The sequence below is a fragment of the Lysinibacillus sp. 2017 genome, from assembly GCF_003073375.1.
Lineage (GTDB): Bacteria > Bacillota > Bacilli > Bacillales_A > Planococcaceae > Solibacillus.
Genome location: NZ_CP029002.1, coordinates 930,489 through 944,443 on the forward strand (window position 1 = coordinate 930,489; position 13,955 = coordinate 944,443).

The following is a 13,955-nucleotide window of genomic DNA, read 5'->3' on the forward strand; positions in this document are numbered from 1 at the left end:
AAAGGAGTTACATATGAATAAACAACGTGGATTATTAATAGTATTATCAGGTCCATCAGGCGTTGGTAAAGGTACAGTTCGTAAAGAACTATTTTCCCAGCCTGACACAAATTATGAATATTCGATTTCGATGACGACACGTAATCCTCGTAAAGGAGAAGTAGATGGTGTAGACTATTTCTTTAGAACACGTGAGGAATTCGAAACGTTAATCGAGCAAGGTGGGTTACTAGAACATGCCGAATTTGTGGGCAATTACTATGGAACGCCTCTTGCTTATGTAGAGGAAACGCTAGAAGCTGGTCGTGACGTTTTTTTAGAAATTGAAGTTCAAGGTGCAGCACAAATTCGTGAAAAAGCACCAAATGCGTTGTTTATCTTTTTAGCACCACCGAGTATTTCGGAACTTGAGCAACGTTTAGTTGGTCGTGGTACTGAAACAGAAGAGGTTATTGCTCGTCGTATCGCAACGGCTCGTGAAGAAGTTGAGATGATGAGTCTGTACGATTATGTCGTAGAAAATGACCAAGTACAAAATGCTTGTGATAAAATTAATGCCATTATAGTAGCGGAACATTGCCGTCGTGAACGTGTCGAGAAACGCTACTTGTCAATGTTGAGAGGAGAATAAAACCATGTTATACCCATCAGTAGATAAATTAAAAAAACAAATCGATTCTAAATACTCATTAGTGAGTTTAGCATCAAAACGTGCGCGTCAACTTCAAGAAGAGGGCGGAGAACAATTAGATTCTTACGTTTCTTACAAACCAGTTGGTAAAGCATTAGAAGAAGTGGCTGCAGGCAAACTTCGTAAAGTGAAACAAGATGCTTCAACAGTGTACGAGGATGAAATTTAATTTCACCGAAAGATTAATTTGATATGACTTTGAGTAGAAGCTCCCTTAGAATTTTTCTTTGGGGGCTTGTGCTTTGAAAGGATGGTTTTGATGATGAAAAAAAACAATGTGTTACTATGCGTTTCAGGTGGGATTGCTGTTTATAAAGCGGTTGCTCTTGTTAGTAAATTATCGCAAGCAGGGATGAACGTTAAAGTCATCATGACCGCTTCAGCACAAAAATTCGTCACACCTTTAAGCTTTCAAGTAATGTCTAAAAACGATGTGTTTTACGATACATTTGATGAAAAAGATTCAAGTGTCATAGCACATATTGATTTAGCAGACTGGGCAGATTTAGTTATCGTTGCGCCAGCTACGGCTAATATGATTGCAAAAATGGCTCACGGAATGGCCGACGATATGGTCACAACAACGCTTCTTGCGACAACGGCTCCTATATGGGTGGCACCAGCGATGAATGTGCATATGTATGAGCATCCAGCGGTCCTAAGAAATATTTCGCAACTTCATGAAGACGGTGTGAAATTTATTGAACCGTCAGAAGGCTTTTTGGCATGCGGTTATATTGGAAAAGGGCGTTTAGAAGAACCAGAAAAAATTACTGAGCTTGTTGTGAAGTATTTTAATGAGCAGTTAAGAAGCGATGTAAAATGATAATTGCGCAAGTAATTGTTGACGTTTCTGCATATCCTGTGGACAAACCGTTTGATTATTTAGTGCCAGAACAGTGGGAAGAACTCATCGATACAGGTTGTCGTGTGAAAGTACCATTTGGTCCACGAAATGTGCTCGGCTTTGTCGTTGGAATTACAACTGAAACGGATGTCCCATTAAATAAAATTAAACCAGTAGCAGAAATTTTTGATTTAGAACCGATTATAACGGATGAAATGCTAGCGTTAGCAAAATGGCTCAAACTCCATACAATCTGTTATGAAATCGATGCACTTCAAGTGATGATACCCGGTGCATTACGGGCGAAGTATGAAAAATTTGTTGTGTTATCCGGTGAGACTGGCAATTTACCTGAAGTGCTCCAACCATTCTTTGAAAAAACGAGTAAAGTGAATGTGAAGCAGTTCGAAAAAGAAGGGTTATTAAAACCTGTAAAGCAAGCCATACGAGAAAATAGATTAATGATTGAAAATGAAGTGAAGCAAAAAGGTCGAGTGAAACAGGTTAGAAAAGTCCAAATTGCTTCATTACAAACACTTGAAGATGTAGAAAAATCAATTTCTACAAGAGCACAAAAGCAAAAACATCTCATTGAATGGATGAAATTAAACAGCGGTGCGGTAATAGCTCCTGATGAAATTTGTGAAGCACTCCATATAACAAATGCAGTATTAACAAGTGTTATTGAAAAGGGAGCGGCGCAATATATTCAGCAAGAAGTTTACCGTGATCCGTATACAAAAGACATTGTTCCAACGAAATTTTTACAATTAACGTCAGAACAACAAGTAGCCCTGGAAAAGATTACGAGTGCTATTGATGATAAACGTAGTGAAACATTTCTACTACATGGTATTACGGGTAGTGGGAAGACGGAAGTATACTTGCAGGCCATTCAAAAAACGATTGCACAAAACAAGGAAGCGATTGTACTTGTCCCTGAAATTGCTTTAACCCCGCAGATGACTGAACGCTTTAAATCGCGATTTGGTGATCAAGTAGCCGTTATGCATAGTGGTTTATCTGTCGGTGAAAAATATGATGAGTGGCGAAAAGTTCAAAAAGGGGAAGTCAAAGTAGTTGTTGGTGCGAGGTCTGCGGTTTTTGCTCCGTTTAAAAATTTAGGACTCATCATTTTAGATGAAGAGCATGAATCAACATATAAACAGGAAGATTCGCCGCGTTATCATGCCCGTGATGTCGCAATTTGGCGTGGAAATTATTATAATTGTCCCGTCATTTTAGGAAGTGCAACACCGGCATTAGAATCATTTGCACGTGCGAAAAAGGGTGTTTATACGTTATTAACACTAGAAAATCGGGCGAAGAATCAAGCGTTACCAACTGTTCATATTGTGGATATGCGGGAACAATTACAGGCAGGAAATCGCTCCATGTTTTCAGAGCCACTCATGGAAGCGCTACAAAATCGACTTGCTAAAAAAGAACAGACGGTACTGTTTTTAAATCGTCGTGGCTATTCGTCGTTTGTGCTATGTCGTGATTGTGGGACGACGGTACAATGCCCAAACTGTGATATCTCTCTAACATATCACCGCTATCAAGAAAAGCTGAAATGCCATTATTGTGGCTATGATGAATACGTTCCACAAACTTGCCCGCAGTGTCAAAGTGAAAATATTCGCTATTTCGGAACAGGAACGCAAAAAGTGGAAGAGGAAATTTATAAGTTATTCCCAGAAGCGCGCGTGTTACGAATGGATGTTGATACAACGAAGCAAAAAGGCTCTCATGAAAAAATACTGGATGCGTTTGGTGCAGGTGAGGCAGATATTTTACTTGGAACACAAATGATTGCGAAGGGATTAGATTTCCCGAATATTACGCTTGTTGGTGTACTGAGTGCAGATACATCCCTCCATTTACCAGATTACCGAGCAGCAGAAAAAACATTCCAGCTCATGACACAAGTAAGTGGACGTGCAGGGAGACATGAAAAGCTTGGAGAAGTATTTATTCAGACTTATACACCAGAGCATTATGCGATTGAATTATCAAAAGAGCAATTGTATACGCCGTTTTATGAACGCGAAATGCATATGAGACATTTAGCAGGTTATCCGCCGTATTACTATATTGCGCTTATCCAAGTTTCGCATGAGGATGTCATGATGGCAGCAGAATATGCAGAGCGCGCGGCACAATACTTGCGTTCGAGTTTATCGTTTAAAGTGTCTGTTATTGGACCAACTACAGCAAGTATTAGCCGTCTCCAAAATAGATATCGCTACCAATGTTTGATAAAATATAAAGTAGAGCCGAATTTAATTCCTGTGCTGCTACAATTGATTAAAATGTATCGTTCAGAATGGATTAAAAAAGGTATTGTATTAACAGTCGATTTAGATCCAACAATGATCTAATGCATATAGAAAGAGGTAAATAATAATGGCTATTAAAGAAGTTGTGGAAAACCCAGCGAAAGTTTTATCACAAAAAACAAAAGAAGTAGAAGTCATCAATGATGAAACGATTCAGTTGCTTGATGATTTATATGACACAATGGTTGAAAATGATGGTATCGGAATCGCTGCACCTCAAATTAACGTAAGTCTACGTGTGGCAATCGTTGAACTTGGTGAAGACATTTTAGAAATGATTAACCCCATCGTTATTGAAACACGTGGTGAAGAAGTAGAAGATATCGAAGGTTGCTTAAGCTTCCCTGACCTTTTTGGTATGGTAAAACGCCCTACGTACGTAAAAATTGAAGCGTCTGATCGCGAAGGCCGTATTTATGAATTAGAAGCAGAAGATTTTGAAGCACGTTGCATTTTACATGAAATCGACCATTTAGATGGCGTGTTATTCGATTCAAAAATGACACGTGTATTAACTGAGGAAGAATTAGAAGAGTTATACGCAGACGCTGAGGAGGAATAATCGATGACAAAAATCGTATTTATGGGAACCCCAGCCTTTTCAGCACCGATTTTACGTATGCTTCACGAAGAAGGATATGACGTATTAGCTGTCGTGACACAACCAGACCGTCCAGTTGGTCGTAAAAGAGTGTTAACACCGCCACCAGTAAAAGCAGAAGCGCTAGCACTTGGTTTACCAGTCATTCAGCCAGAAAAATTACGTGGCTCACAAGAGTTACAAGAAATTTTAGCATTAAACCCAGATTTAGTTGTAACAGCAGCATTTGGCCAAATTTTACCGAAAGAATTGCTCGATGCACCGCGTCTAGGGTGTATTAATGTTCATGCTTCCTTATTACCAGCATATCGTGGTGGCGCACCAATTCATCAAGCTATTATTGATGGGCAAGCGAAAACGGGTGTGACCATTATGTATATGGCAGAAAAATTAGATGCGGGTGATATTATTTCACAACGCGAAATCGTCATTGAAGATACAGATCATACAGGTGGCTTATTTGATAAGCTAAGTGATGTTGGTCGTGAGCTATTAAAAGATATATTGCCTTCTATAATTGATGGTACAAACGAACGTATCACACAAGATGAATCACAAGTAACCTTTGCACGTAATATAAGTCGTGAGCAAGAGTTAATTGATTGGAATAAAGATGCACGCACATTATATAATCAAGTGCGTGGGTTACACCCTTGGCCAGTTGCTTACACAACATTTGAAGAGGCAAACTTTAAAATTTGGTGGGCAAAAGTAGGCGAAACTTCTACAAATGCAGAACCTGGTGAAGTCGTGAAAATCGAAAAAGACCATTTTGAGGTGGCAACAGGTGATGGTGGAACATTAGCATTATTCGATGTTCAACCAGCAGGGAAAAAACGCATGACAGCAGAAGAGTTTCTACGTGGTACGGGCTCGAAATTACAGATTGGGGACCGTTTTAAATGAGCAAAAAAAAGGCAGTAATTTGGGATGGTAATGTACGTGATGCCGCATTAACGATTTTATTAACAGTCGATAAAAGCCAAGCATATAGTAACTTACTATTACACCAAACCATTGAAAAATATAAAATTGAGGCAAAGGACCGTGGACTATTAACCGAGTTAACGTACGGAACATTGCAGCATAAATTAACACTAGATTATTATTTAGATCCGTTTATTCGTGGAAAAGTGGATATTTGGGTGCGTTGGTTATTACGTATGTCTTTATACCAAATGCATTATTTAACACGTATCCCAGCGCATGCTGCGGTAAACGAAGCGGTAGAAATCGCAAAACATCGTGGACATAAAGGCATTGCTTCAATGGTCAATGGTATTTTACGTTCGATTTTACGTGAGGGTGTTCGCTCAACGGATTTAATTGAAGATGCGAACGAGCGTTTAGCCGTTGAAACGTCTCATCCGCAGTGGCTAGTTGATCGTTGGGTTGAAAGCTATGGTTTTGAAAAAACACGCGAAATGCTGTTAGAAAACAATGTAGCACCACTACAAACAGTGCGTGTGAACACAACGAAGGCTACAGTGGAGCAAGTATTAACAACACTAGAGCGTGAAGGTGTCAAAGCACGTCGTAGTGAATTTATACCAGAATGTATTCACCTTGAAAGTGGACAAGCTGCTCGTACAGGCGCGTTCCGTAACGGACTGATTACCATTCAAGATGAAAGTTCGATGATTCCTGCTACAGTATTAAATCCATCTTCGGGCATGAACGTGCTTGATATGTGTGCAGCACCAGGTGGTAAAACAACGCATTTAGCAGAAAAAATGAATAATGAAGGTTCGATTTTAGCAACAGATTTACATTCGAAAAAACTCGATTTAATCGATGAAAATGTGGCGCGCTTAGGATTAACTATTATTCAAACAGCACCACTTGACGGTCGTAAAGCGGCAACCTTTTTACAAAAAGAAAGCTATGACGCTATCCTTGTCGATGCACCTTGCTCAGGCTTAGGTGTCATGCGTCGTAAGCCAGATATTAAATATACAAAGCGTGAAGAGGATTTAGAAAGTTTACAAACAATCCAACTTTCAATTTTAGATAATGCCGTCCAACTATTAAAACAAGATGGCCGTTTGGTGTACTCAACATGTACAGTAGATCGCAGAGAAAACGAAGGTACGGTAAAAGCCTTTTTAGAAGCACATCCAGAAATGGAAGCTACGAGATTGCAAAATTTACCAACACAACTAGAAGCGAAACAACAAGATGGAATGTTACAAGTATTCCCTCAAGATATTGGTAGTGACGGATTTTTCGTTGCTGCATTCGTAAAAAAAGGAGCGTCCAATTAAGAGATGGAGCAAGAACAATTAAAACAAGTTGATGATCGTATTCAGGATTTAGTGGAAGAGGTAGCGGAAAAACCGGTACGTCGTGAGAAAAAAGAAAAACCACAATTAAAACCTTCTATCTATTCATTACGTCTAGATGAAATGAAGGAATGGTTAACTGCAAACGGAGAGAAAGCCTTCCGTGCGGCCCAAATTTATGAATGGTTATATGAAAAACGTATTAAAACATTTGAAGAAATGTCAAACCTTTCAAAAGGTTTACGTGAAAAACTAGAAAAAGAATTTGTATTAACAACCCTTTCAACAATTATTAAACAAGAATCAAAAGATGGAACAATCAAGTTTTTATTCCAACTACAAGATGGTTATTCAATTGAAACGGTATTAATGCGTCACGATTACGGAAATTCCATTTGTGTTACTACTCAAGTAGGGTGCCGTATTGGTTGTACATTCTGTGCCTCAACTTTAGGTGGATTAAAACGTCACTTAATGGCAGGGGAAATTGTAGAACAAGTAGTAAAAGTTCAACAGCAATTAGATGAAAATGATGAGCGTGTCTCAAGTATCGTTATTATGGGGATCGGTGAACCATTTGATAACTATGATGCGATGATGAACTTCTTAAAAATCATGAATGATGATAAAGGATTAAACATCGGTGCACGTCATATTACCGTTTCGACTTCAGGAATTGTACCAAAAATTTATCAATTCGCGGATGAAGGTATGCAAATTAACTTTGCAGTCTCACTTCACGCACCAAACCAAGAAGCGCGTCAAAAATTAATGCCAATCGCGCGTGCTTATAAGCTAGAAGAATTAATGGAAGCTGTCAATTATTACACGGAAAAATCAGGACGTCGTGTGACATTTGAATACGGTTTAATGTCAGGTGAAAATGATACAGAGGAAGTTGCGATAGAATTAGCGAACTTAATTAAGAACGTAAAATGTCACGTGAACTTAATTCCGATTAACTATGTACCAGAACGTGATTATATCCGTACATCTCGTAGTAAAATCTTTGCCTTTGAAAGAATATTGAAAGAGAAAGGTATTAACGTAACGATTCGTCGTGAGCAAGGTGCAGATATTGCAGCTGCATGTGGCCAGTTACGTGCACAAGAACGATCACAAGAAACAAAGTAGGTGGACTAATAGTGAACTTTACAGTGGAAAGTGATATTGGATTAAAGCGAACAATAAATGAAGATCGGGCCGCGTTTTTTGAGCGTCCCGATCATTTTAAGCTTGCGATTTTAGCAGATGGTATGGGTGGTCATAATGCAGGCGATGTAGCAAGTGAAATGGCGATTACTGGCATGCAACAGCTTTTCTTAAGCGTTGATTCACAAAAGTTAGCATCGAAGTCTTTACAAAAGGATTGGCTACGTGATGCTGTCTCGCATATAAATCAAACAATTCATCAATATTCATTAACGCACGAAAATTGTAATGGTATGGGTACAACGATGATCGCTGTATTAATTGATCAGCAAGATTGCTTAATTAGTCATGTCGGGGATAGCCGTGTCTATCATTTTACAAAAAGCGAAGTAGAGTTAATTACAAGAGACCATTCTTATGTTAACATTTTAGTGGAAAACGGCGAGATTAGTGAGGAAGAAGCACAGCACCATCCACAGCGTAATTTTATTTTAAAAGCGCTCGGAACCGAAATATCGATTGAGCCCGACTTTTATGAAATGACGTTAGAAAATGAAGCCTATTTACTGATTTGCTCAGACGGACTGAGTAATAAATTAACACCGCATGAAATGGCAGCGATTATTACGTTACCAAGTTCGATTCAAGAAAAAGGTAAAAAGTTAGTACAGCTAGCTAATGATAGTGGTGGCGAAGACAATATTTCCCTTATTTTAATGACAACAGGGCAGGAGGTGTAAGAATGCTTGTAGGAAAACATATTAGTGGTCGTTATAAAATTTTGCAGCTAATTGGTGGAGGCGGTATGTCGAATGTGTATTTAGCACATGACATCATTTTAAATCGTGATGTAGCGATTAAAATTTTACGTTACGATTTTTCAAATGAAGAAGACTTGCACCGTCGTTTCCAACGCGAAGCATTATCCGCAACAAGTCTTACACATCCAAATATCGTCACGGTATTTGATGTCGGGGATGATGAGGATATGCACTACATCGTCATGGAGTACATTAAAGGGAAAACATTAAAGCAATACATACAAGAGTTTTCTCCTTTATCGGCAGCACGCAGTGTTCATATTATGAAGCAGTTAACGTCTGCGATGGCTCATGCACATGAAAATGGCATTATACATCGTGATATTAAACCGCAAAATATTTTAATGGACGAAGAAGGAAATGTGAAAATTACAGATTTTGGAATCGCAACTTCGCTTGGTGCAACATCGTATACACAAACGAATACAGTTATTGGTACCGTTCATTACCTATCACCAGAGCAAGCACGTGGTGGAGTAGCGACAATGAAATCAGATATTTATGCACTGGGGATCGTTCTTTATGAATTATTAACAGGCGAACTACCGTTTTCGGGTGAATCAGCTGTTTCCATTGCATTAAAGCATTTACAATCTGAAACACCATCTGTTCGTGAATTTGACGCATCCATCCCGCAAAGCGTTGAGAATATTGTATTAAAAGCAACAGCGAAGGATGCGAATCATCGTTACAACTCAGCAGAAGAAATGGAAGCGGCTTTAGAAAGCTGTTTATCCGTACAACGCATAAATGAGCCGAAATATATGCCACCTGTTGATAATGATGCGACAAAAATTATCCCAGTCATTAAAGATCCAAAGCCAGTAAAAAATGTAGAAAATCCAGTGACTGAGGACACAGTTTTACTTAAAAAAAAGCCTGTTGAGCCCGTATTACCAAAGAAAAAATCAAAGAAAAAATGGCCATTAATTATAGGGATTATCGTTATTTTGGCAATTATCGGAACAGTCTTAGCGTTTGCCTTAACACCAAATAAAGTGTCAGTACCTGATGTAACCAATAAGCCGGTCGAAGAAGCAATTCAAGAATTAGAAAACGCAGGCTTCAAAATTGGGGAGCAGGAAGAACTGAATCATGAGGAAGTTGAAGCGGGAAGAGTGATTGAAACAAATCCAAATGCCGGACTTGAAAAGGTTAAAGGAACGATTATTGATTTAATGGTTAGTATCGGGAAAGAAACCATTACGATGGATGATTTTGTCGGTGAGCAATCCGAACAAGTGCTTTCTATATTAAAGCGACAAGAATTTAAAAGTGTCGATGTAAAGTATGAATTCTCTGCTGAGGATAGTGGGAAAATTATTGAGCAATATCCTGAGAATGGCGAAGAAATCGTTGTGAAAGATACAGATGTTGTATTGACGGTAAGTAAAGGTCAAGAAGCGGTACCTGTCATGAGTTTACTTGGCTTTAATGAAGCAAATCTTAAAGAATACGAAAGAAGCTCGGGCTTTAACATTAAGGTGAAGAGTGAAAAGTATTCGGATTCAGTCCCAGCTGGTAGTGTCATGGATCAAACACCTAAAGCAGGTTCAGAGCTTGAAAAAGGTGGCACAATAAGTGTCGTATTATCAAAAGGGCCACAAGCAAAAAAACAAGAAGTGTATTCACTTACAGTAGATATTCCGTATGAGCCTTTCGAGGAAGGTATGGAACAAACTGTTGAAATTTATATTCAAGACAAAACACATACAATGGTAGAGCCTATCGATACAATAATCATTACAGAATCAACAACTTATTTAATTCAGTTTGAAATTGTTGAAGGAGAGCAAGCAGCCTATCGAATTGTTCGAGATAAGAATGTGATTGAAAGTGATACGATATCGTATGATAGTTTGAAGCCTTAAGGAGGAATTAGATGGCGCAAGGCCAAATTCGAAAAGCATTAAGTGGTTATTATTATATTGAAAAGGACGGCAAACTCATACAATGTCGCGGACGTGGAATTTTCCGTAATCGAGGTGAGTCCCCGTTAGTTGGTGATTTCGTTGACTATACGTATGATGGAGAGTCAGATGGTTCCGTCGAAAAGATTCACGAACGTAAAAACGCATTAGTTCGGCCACCAATCGCCAATGTGGATCAAGCGTTACTTGTTTTTTCAGCGAAAGAACCAGATTTTAATACGATATTATTAGACCGTTTTTTAGTCGTATTAGAGTCGTTCCATGTACAACCAATCATTATTTTAACCAAAATGGATTTACTAAATGAGTCTGAAATTAAGAACTTGCAGCAGTACATTGCAGATTATGAAGCAATTGGCTACGAAATCATTCAAACATTTATTGATGACCCTTCCTTAATAGGAAAAGTTCAGCCGATTCTACAAGGGAAAACTTCAGTTTTAGCAGGTCAATCAGGTGTTGGAAAATCGACGTTATTAAATACATTACTGCCTGAGCTCGATTTAAAAACGGGTATCATTTCAAAAAGCTTAGGGCGCGGAAAACATACAACGCGCCATGTTGAGTTAATCGAAGTGTGTGAGGGCTTACTTGCTGATACACCAGGATTTAGTTCGTTTGATTTTGATACAATCGAAAAAGAAGAGCTCACTTTTTGTTTACCAGAATTCCAACGCATTAGTGAAGATTGCAAGTTCCGTGGCTGTTTACACACAAAAGAACCGAAATGTGCCGTTAAAGCAGCGGTAGAAACGGGAGACATTCGTCCATATCGCTATAAGCATTATGTGCAATTTTTAGAAGAAATTACAGATCGAAAGCCGAGGTACTAATCATGATTAAAATTGCACCATCGATTTTAGCAGCCGATTTTGCGAAGCTAGGTCAAGAAGTAAAAGAAGTAGAAGCAGCTGGAGCTGAGCTGATTCATATAGATGTAATGGACGGGCATTTTGTTCCAAATATTTCATTTGGCGCGATTGCATTGGAAGCTATTCGTCCACTTTCTACATTACCGATGGATGTTCATTTAATGATCGAAAACCCAGATCAGTACATTGAACAATTTGCAAAAGCGGGTGCTGATTATATTACAGTTCACGTAGAAGCTTGTCGTCATTTACATCGCACGATTCAGTTAATTCGTTCATACGGTGTGAAGCCAGGGGTTGTATTAAACCCACATACACCAATCGAATCGATTCAACATGTTTTAGAAGATGTTGATATGGTACTATTCATGACGGTAAACCCTGGATTTGGTGGTCAAAAATTCATCGAATCGGTTGTACCGAAAGTTGCCGCATTATCAAAAATCATTAAAGAACGTGGCTTATCTATTGATATCGAAATTGATGGTGGAATTAATGCCGAAACAATTATTCCTTGTGCAAAAGCAGGTGCAACAATTTTTGTAGCGGGCTCTGCTATTTATGGTAAAGAAGATCGCGCACAAGCTTTACAAGAAATTAAACAAGCTGGACTGGATGCAATAAAATGATTGTAGCCATTTGCGCGGGCGGCCCCTTAAATGAGGTCGCTTTTTCTTTAACAGCTGATAAATGGATTGGTGTTGATCGTGGGGCACTTTATTTAATCGACCAAAACATTATTCCACATACGATTGTTGGAGACTTTGATTCCGTAACAGCAGATGAATTTGCGCGAATCTCTGAAGCTGTTTCGCATGTCGAGCAATTCCAAGCAGAAAAAGATGAAACTGACACCGATTTAGCGTTACTTCAGGCAATTCAATATGTACCAACAGAAATTTGGTTAACAGGTGTTACAGGAGGACGTTTAGATCATTATGAGGCTGCACTTAGGTCTCTCTATACATTACAAGCAAAGCATCCTCAAATTATATTTAAAATCATTAATCCTCACAATGAAATTCGCTTTTTATTACCAGGAGTCCATATATTAACGAAATCTCAATTTAAGTATGTCTCATTTTTTGCCTATGGTGAAACATTGAATAAGGTTACACAGCGTGGGTTCAAATATGAAACGACAAATGAAATGATTGAGCAAGGAACGTCTCGCTTCACGAGCAATGAACTGCTAGCAGAAGGGTCTATTTCGTTTGAGGGTGGCATATGCTTGATGATAAGTAGTAAAGATTAGAGGAGGACGCTTGGTGAAAGTTTACACATTTCAATTACCAAAATGGCTAAGTGGTATGGCAAGAGGCTGTGTAAAGTTGTTTCGAAAAGAGAAAAAAGACTAAATAAAAAGGGTTCTAGCACTTTTACATGTGTTAGAACCCTTTTTGTTTTAAAACGTAAAAAAGAGCATCAACAGCAGTTGATGCTCTTAACGCGATTAAACGCGTTCGATTTTACCTGATTTTAAAGCACGGGCAGAAACCCATACACGTTTAGGCTTACCGTCAACTAAGATACGAACTTTTTGAAGGTTAGCACCCCAAGTACGTTTAGAAGAGTTCATAGCGTGTGAACGGTTGTTACCTGAACGAGCTTTACGGCCAGTAATTACGCATTGTTTTGGCATTGTAAAATTCCTCCTTACAGCTGAATCTGAAATCTATATTTCAGTTCGATATTTCACATACCATAATAATTTAACATACCTCCCGAATGAGTGCAAGACATTTTACACAACCTTTCAAGAAAAAAACCTTTACACCTATTTTTATTTTACTATTACAAAATGAGAAAAAAACAATTGGATTAACGGAATTTTCTATTTCATATAACTATATTGATATTTTTTACCAAAATTTAAGCGATTCACTCAGCCTTTTATTGTGTATAATGTTTAAAAAAAACACATAAATAGTCGAATTATGCAACAAAATCAACTTCAAACTAGACGTATGTGAACGTTTTCTTTTATAATCAACTTTTGTGTAGTACAATATAAATTAGTCAAATAGAGCCAAGGGGGCATTACTATGTCAGTAGAATTAAATAACGAATTCGGCCATATTGATATTTCAAATGATGTGATTGCACAAATTGCTGGTGGGGCGGCGATCGAATGCTACGGTATCGTCGGCATGGCATCAAAACACCAAGTTCGTGATGGATTAACAGATATTTTACGCAAAGAAAATTTTGCAAAAGGTGTACTAATTCGCCAAGAGGGTGAAGACTTACATATTGATATGTATATTATTGTAAGCTACGGTACGAAAATTTCTGAAATTGCATATCAAGTTCAATCAAAAGTAAAATACACAGTAAATAAAACATTAGGTATGAGCGTTAAGTCGGTTAACATTTTTGTTCAAGGCGTTCGTGTTGCGAATGTGTAAGAGGAGGA

At 38.3% G+C, this 13,955-nt stretch carries 15 protein-coding genes and 1 pseudogene; 15 read left to right on the top strand and 1 reads right to left on the bottom strand.

Annotated elements, in window-relative coordinates; all coding sequences use genetic code 11:
- Positions 1–13: 13 nt before the first annotated feature.
- From gmk to spoVM, 14 genes and pseudogenes are all read left to right on the top strand, one after another.
- A complete protein-coding gene (gene gmk / locus DCE79_RS04105) occupies positions 14–631 on the top strand; it encodes a guanylate kinase (RefSeq protein WP_108711846.1) in 618 nt (205 codons plus the stop codon).
- A gap of 4 nt (positions 632–635) precedes the next feature.
- Positions 636–860, top strand: a complete 225-nt coding sequence (rpoZ, locus tag DCE79_RS04110; RefSeq protein ID WP_108711847.1) for a DNA-directed RNA polymerase subunit omega — start codon at positions 636–638, stop codon at positions 858–860.
- 90 nt (positions 861–950) lie between these two features.
- Positions 951–1,496, top strand: a pseudogene (coaBC, locus tag DCE79_RS04115) (bifunctional phosphopantothenoylcysteine decarboxylase/phosphopantothenate--cysteine ligase CoaBC); the annotation flags it as partial.
- A 17-nt stretch (positions 1,497–1,513) separates the two neighbouring features.
- Complete coding sequence (gene priA / locus DCE79_RS04120) at positions 1,514–3,922, top strand: primosomal protein N' (RefSeq protein WP_108711849.1); 2,409 nt, start codon at positions 1,514–1,516, stop codon at positions 3,920–3,922.
- Positions 3,923–3,947: 25 nt separating this feature from the next.
- Positions 3,948–4,442 carry a peptide deformylase gene (gene def / locus DCE79_RS04125; RefSeq protein ID WP_108711850.1) on the top strand — a complete coding sequence of 165 codons (495 nt, stop codon included), beginning with the start codon at positions 3,948–3,950 and terminating at the stop codon, positions 4,440–4,442.
- A gap of 3 nt (positions 4,443–4,445) precedes the next feature.
- The gene (gene fmt, locus DCE79_RS04130; protein WP_108711851.1) at positions 4,446–5,387 is read left to right on the top strand and encodes a methionyl-tRNA formyltransferase; all 942 of its coding nucleotides are present in this window, start codon (positions 4,446–4,448) and stop codon (positions 5,385–5,387) included.
- On the top strand, positions 5,384–6,745 hold the full coding sequence (rsmB, locus tag DCE79_RS04135) for a 16S rRNA (cytosine(967)-C(5))-methyltransferase RsmB (protein ID WP_108711852.1): 1,362 nt from the start codon (positions 5,384–5,386) through the stop codon (positions 6,743–6,745). Before fmt ends, rsmB begins: the two co-directional genes overlap by 4 nt.
- 3 nt (positions 6,746–6,748) lie before the next feature.
- Positions 6,749–7,897 (top strand): dual-specificity RNA methyltransferase RlmN, encoded by a 1,149-nt coding sequence (gene rlmN / locus DCE79_RS04140; protein ID WP_108711853.1) that lies wholly within the window; start codon positions 6,749–6,751, stop codon positions 7,895–7,897.
- Positions 7,898–7,908: 11 nt separating this feature from the next.
- Positions 7,909–8,655 carry a Stp1/IreP family PP2C-type Ser/Thr phosphatase gene (locus tag DCE79_RS04145; protein WP_108711854.1) on the top strand — a complete coding sequence of 249 codons (747 nt, stop codon included), beginning with the start codon at positions 7,909–7,911 and terminating at the stop codon, positions 8,653–8,655.
- Positions 8,656–8,657: 2 nt separating this feature from the next.
- Positions 8,658–10,607: a Stk1 family PASTA domain-containing Ser/Thr kinase gene (gene pknB / locus DCE79_RS04150; protein WP_108711855.1), complete on the top strand. Its 1,950-nt coding sequence runs from the start codon at positions 8,658–8,660 to the stop codon at positions 10,605–10,607.
- 11 nt (positions 10,608–10,618) lie between these two features.
- On the top strand, positions 10,619–11,500 hold the full coding sequence (gene rsgA, locus DCE79_RS04155; RefSeq protein ID WP_108711856.1) for a ribosome small subunit-dependent GTPase A: 882 nt from the start codon (positions 10,619–10,621) through the stop codon (positions 11,498–11,500).
- Between the two features lie 2 nt (positions 11,501–11,502).
- The gene (rpe, locus tag DCE79_RS04160) at positions 11,503–12,168 is read left to right on the top strand and encodes a ribulose-phosphate 3-epimerase (protein ID WP_108711857.1); all 666 of its coding nucleotides are present in this window, start codon (positions 11,503–11,505) and stop codon (positions 12,166–12,168) included.
- Positions 12,165–12,794 (top strand): thiamine diphosphokinase, encoded by a 630-nt coding sequence (locus DCE79_RS04165; protein WP_108711858.1) that lies wholly within the window; start codon positions 12,165–12,167, stop codon positions 12,792–12,794. The genes rpe and DCE79_RS04165 overlap by 4 nt, the downstream gene beginning before the upstream one ends.
- 13 nt (positions 12,795–12,807) lie before the next feature.
- Positions 12,808–12,897, top strand: a complete 90-nt coding sequence (spoVM, locus tag DCE79_RS04170) for a stage V sporulation protein SpoVM (protein ID WP_108711859.1) — start codon at positions 12,808–12,810, stop codon at positions 12,895–12,897.
- A gap of 95 nt (positions 12,898–12,992) precedes the next feature.
- Here spoVM and rpmB read toward each other — a convergent pair whose 3' ends face one another.
- Positions 12,993–13,181, bottom strand: coding sequence for a 50S ribosomal protein L28 (gene rpmB / locus DCE79_RS04175; protein ID WP_108711860.1), 189 nt, complete (start codon positions 13,179–13,181; stop codon positions 12,993–12,995).
- Between the two features lie 403 nt (positions 13,182–13,584).
- Here rpmB and DCE79_RS04180 point away from each other — a divergent pair, with 403 nt between their 5' ends.
- Positions 13,585–13,947 (top strand): Asp23/Gls24 family envelope stress response protein, encoded by a 363-nt coding sequence (locus DCE79_RS04180; protein WP_108711861.1) that lies wholly within the window; start codon positions 13,585–13,587, stop codon positions 13,945–13,947.
- Positions 13,948–13,955 lie beyond the last annotated feature (8 nt).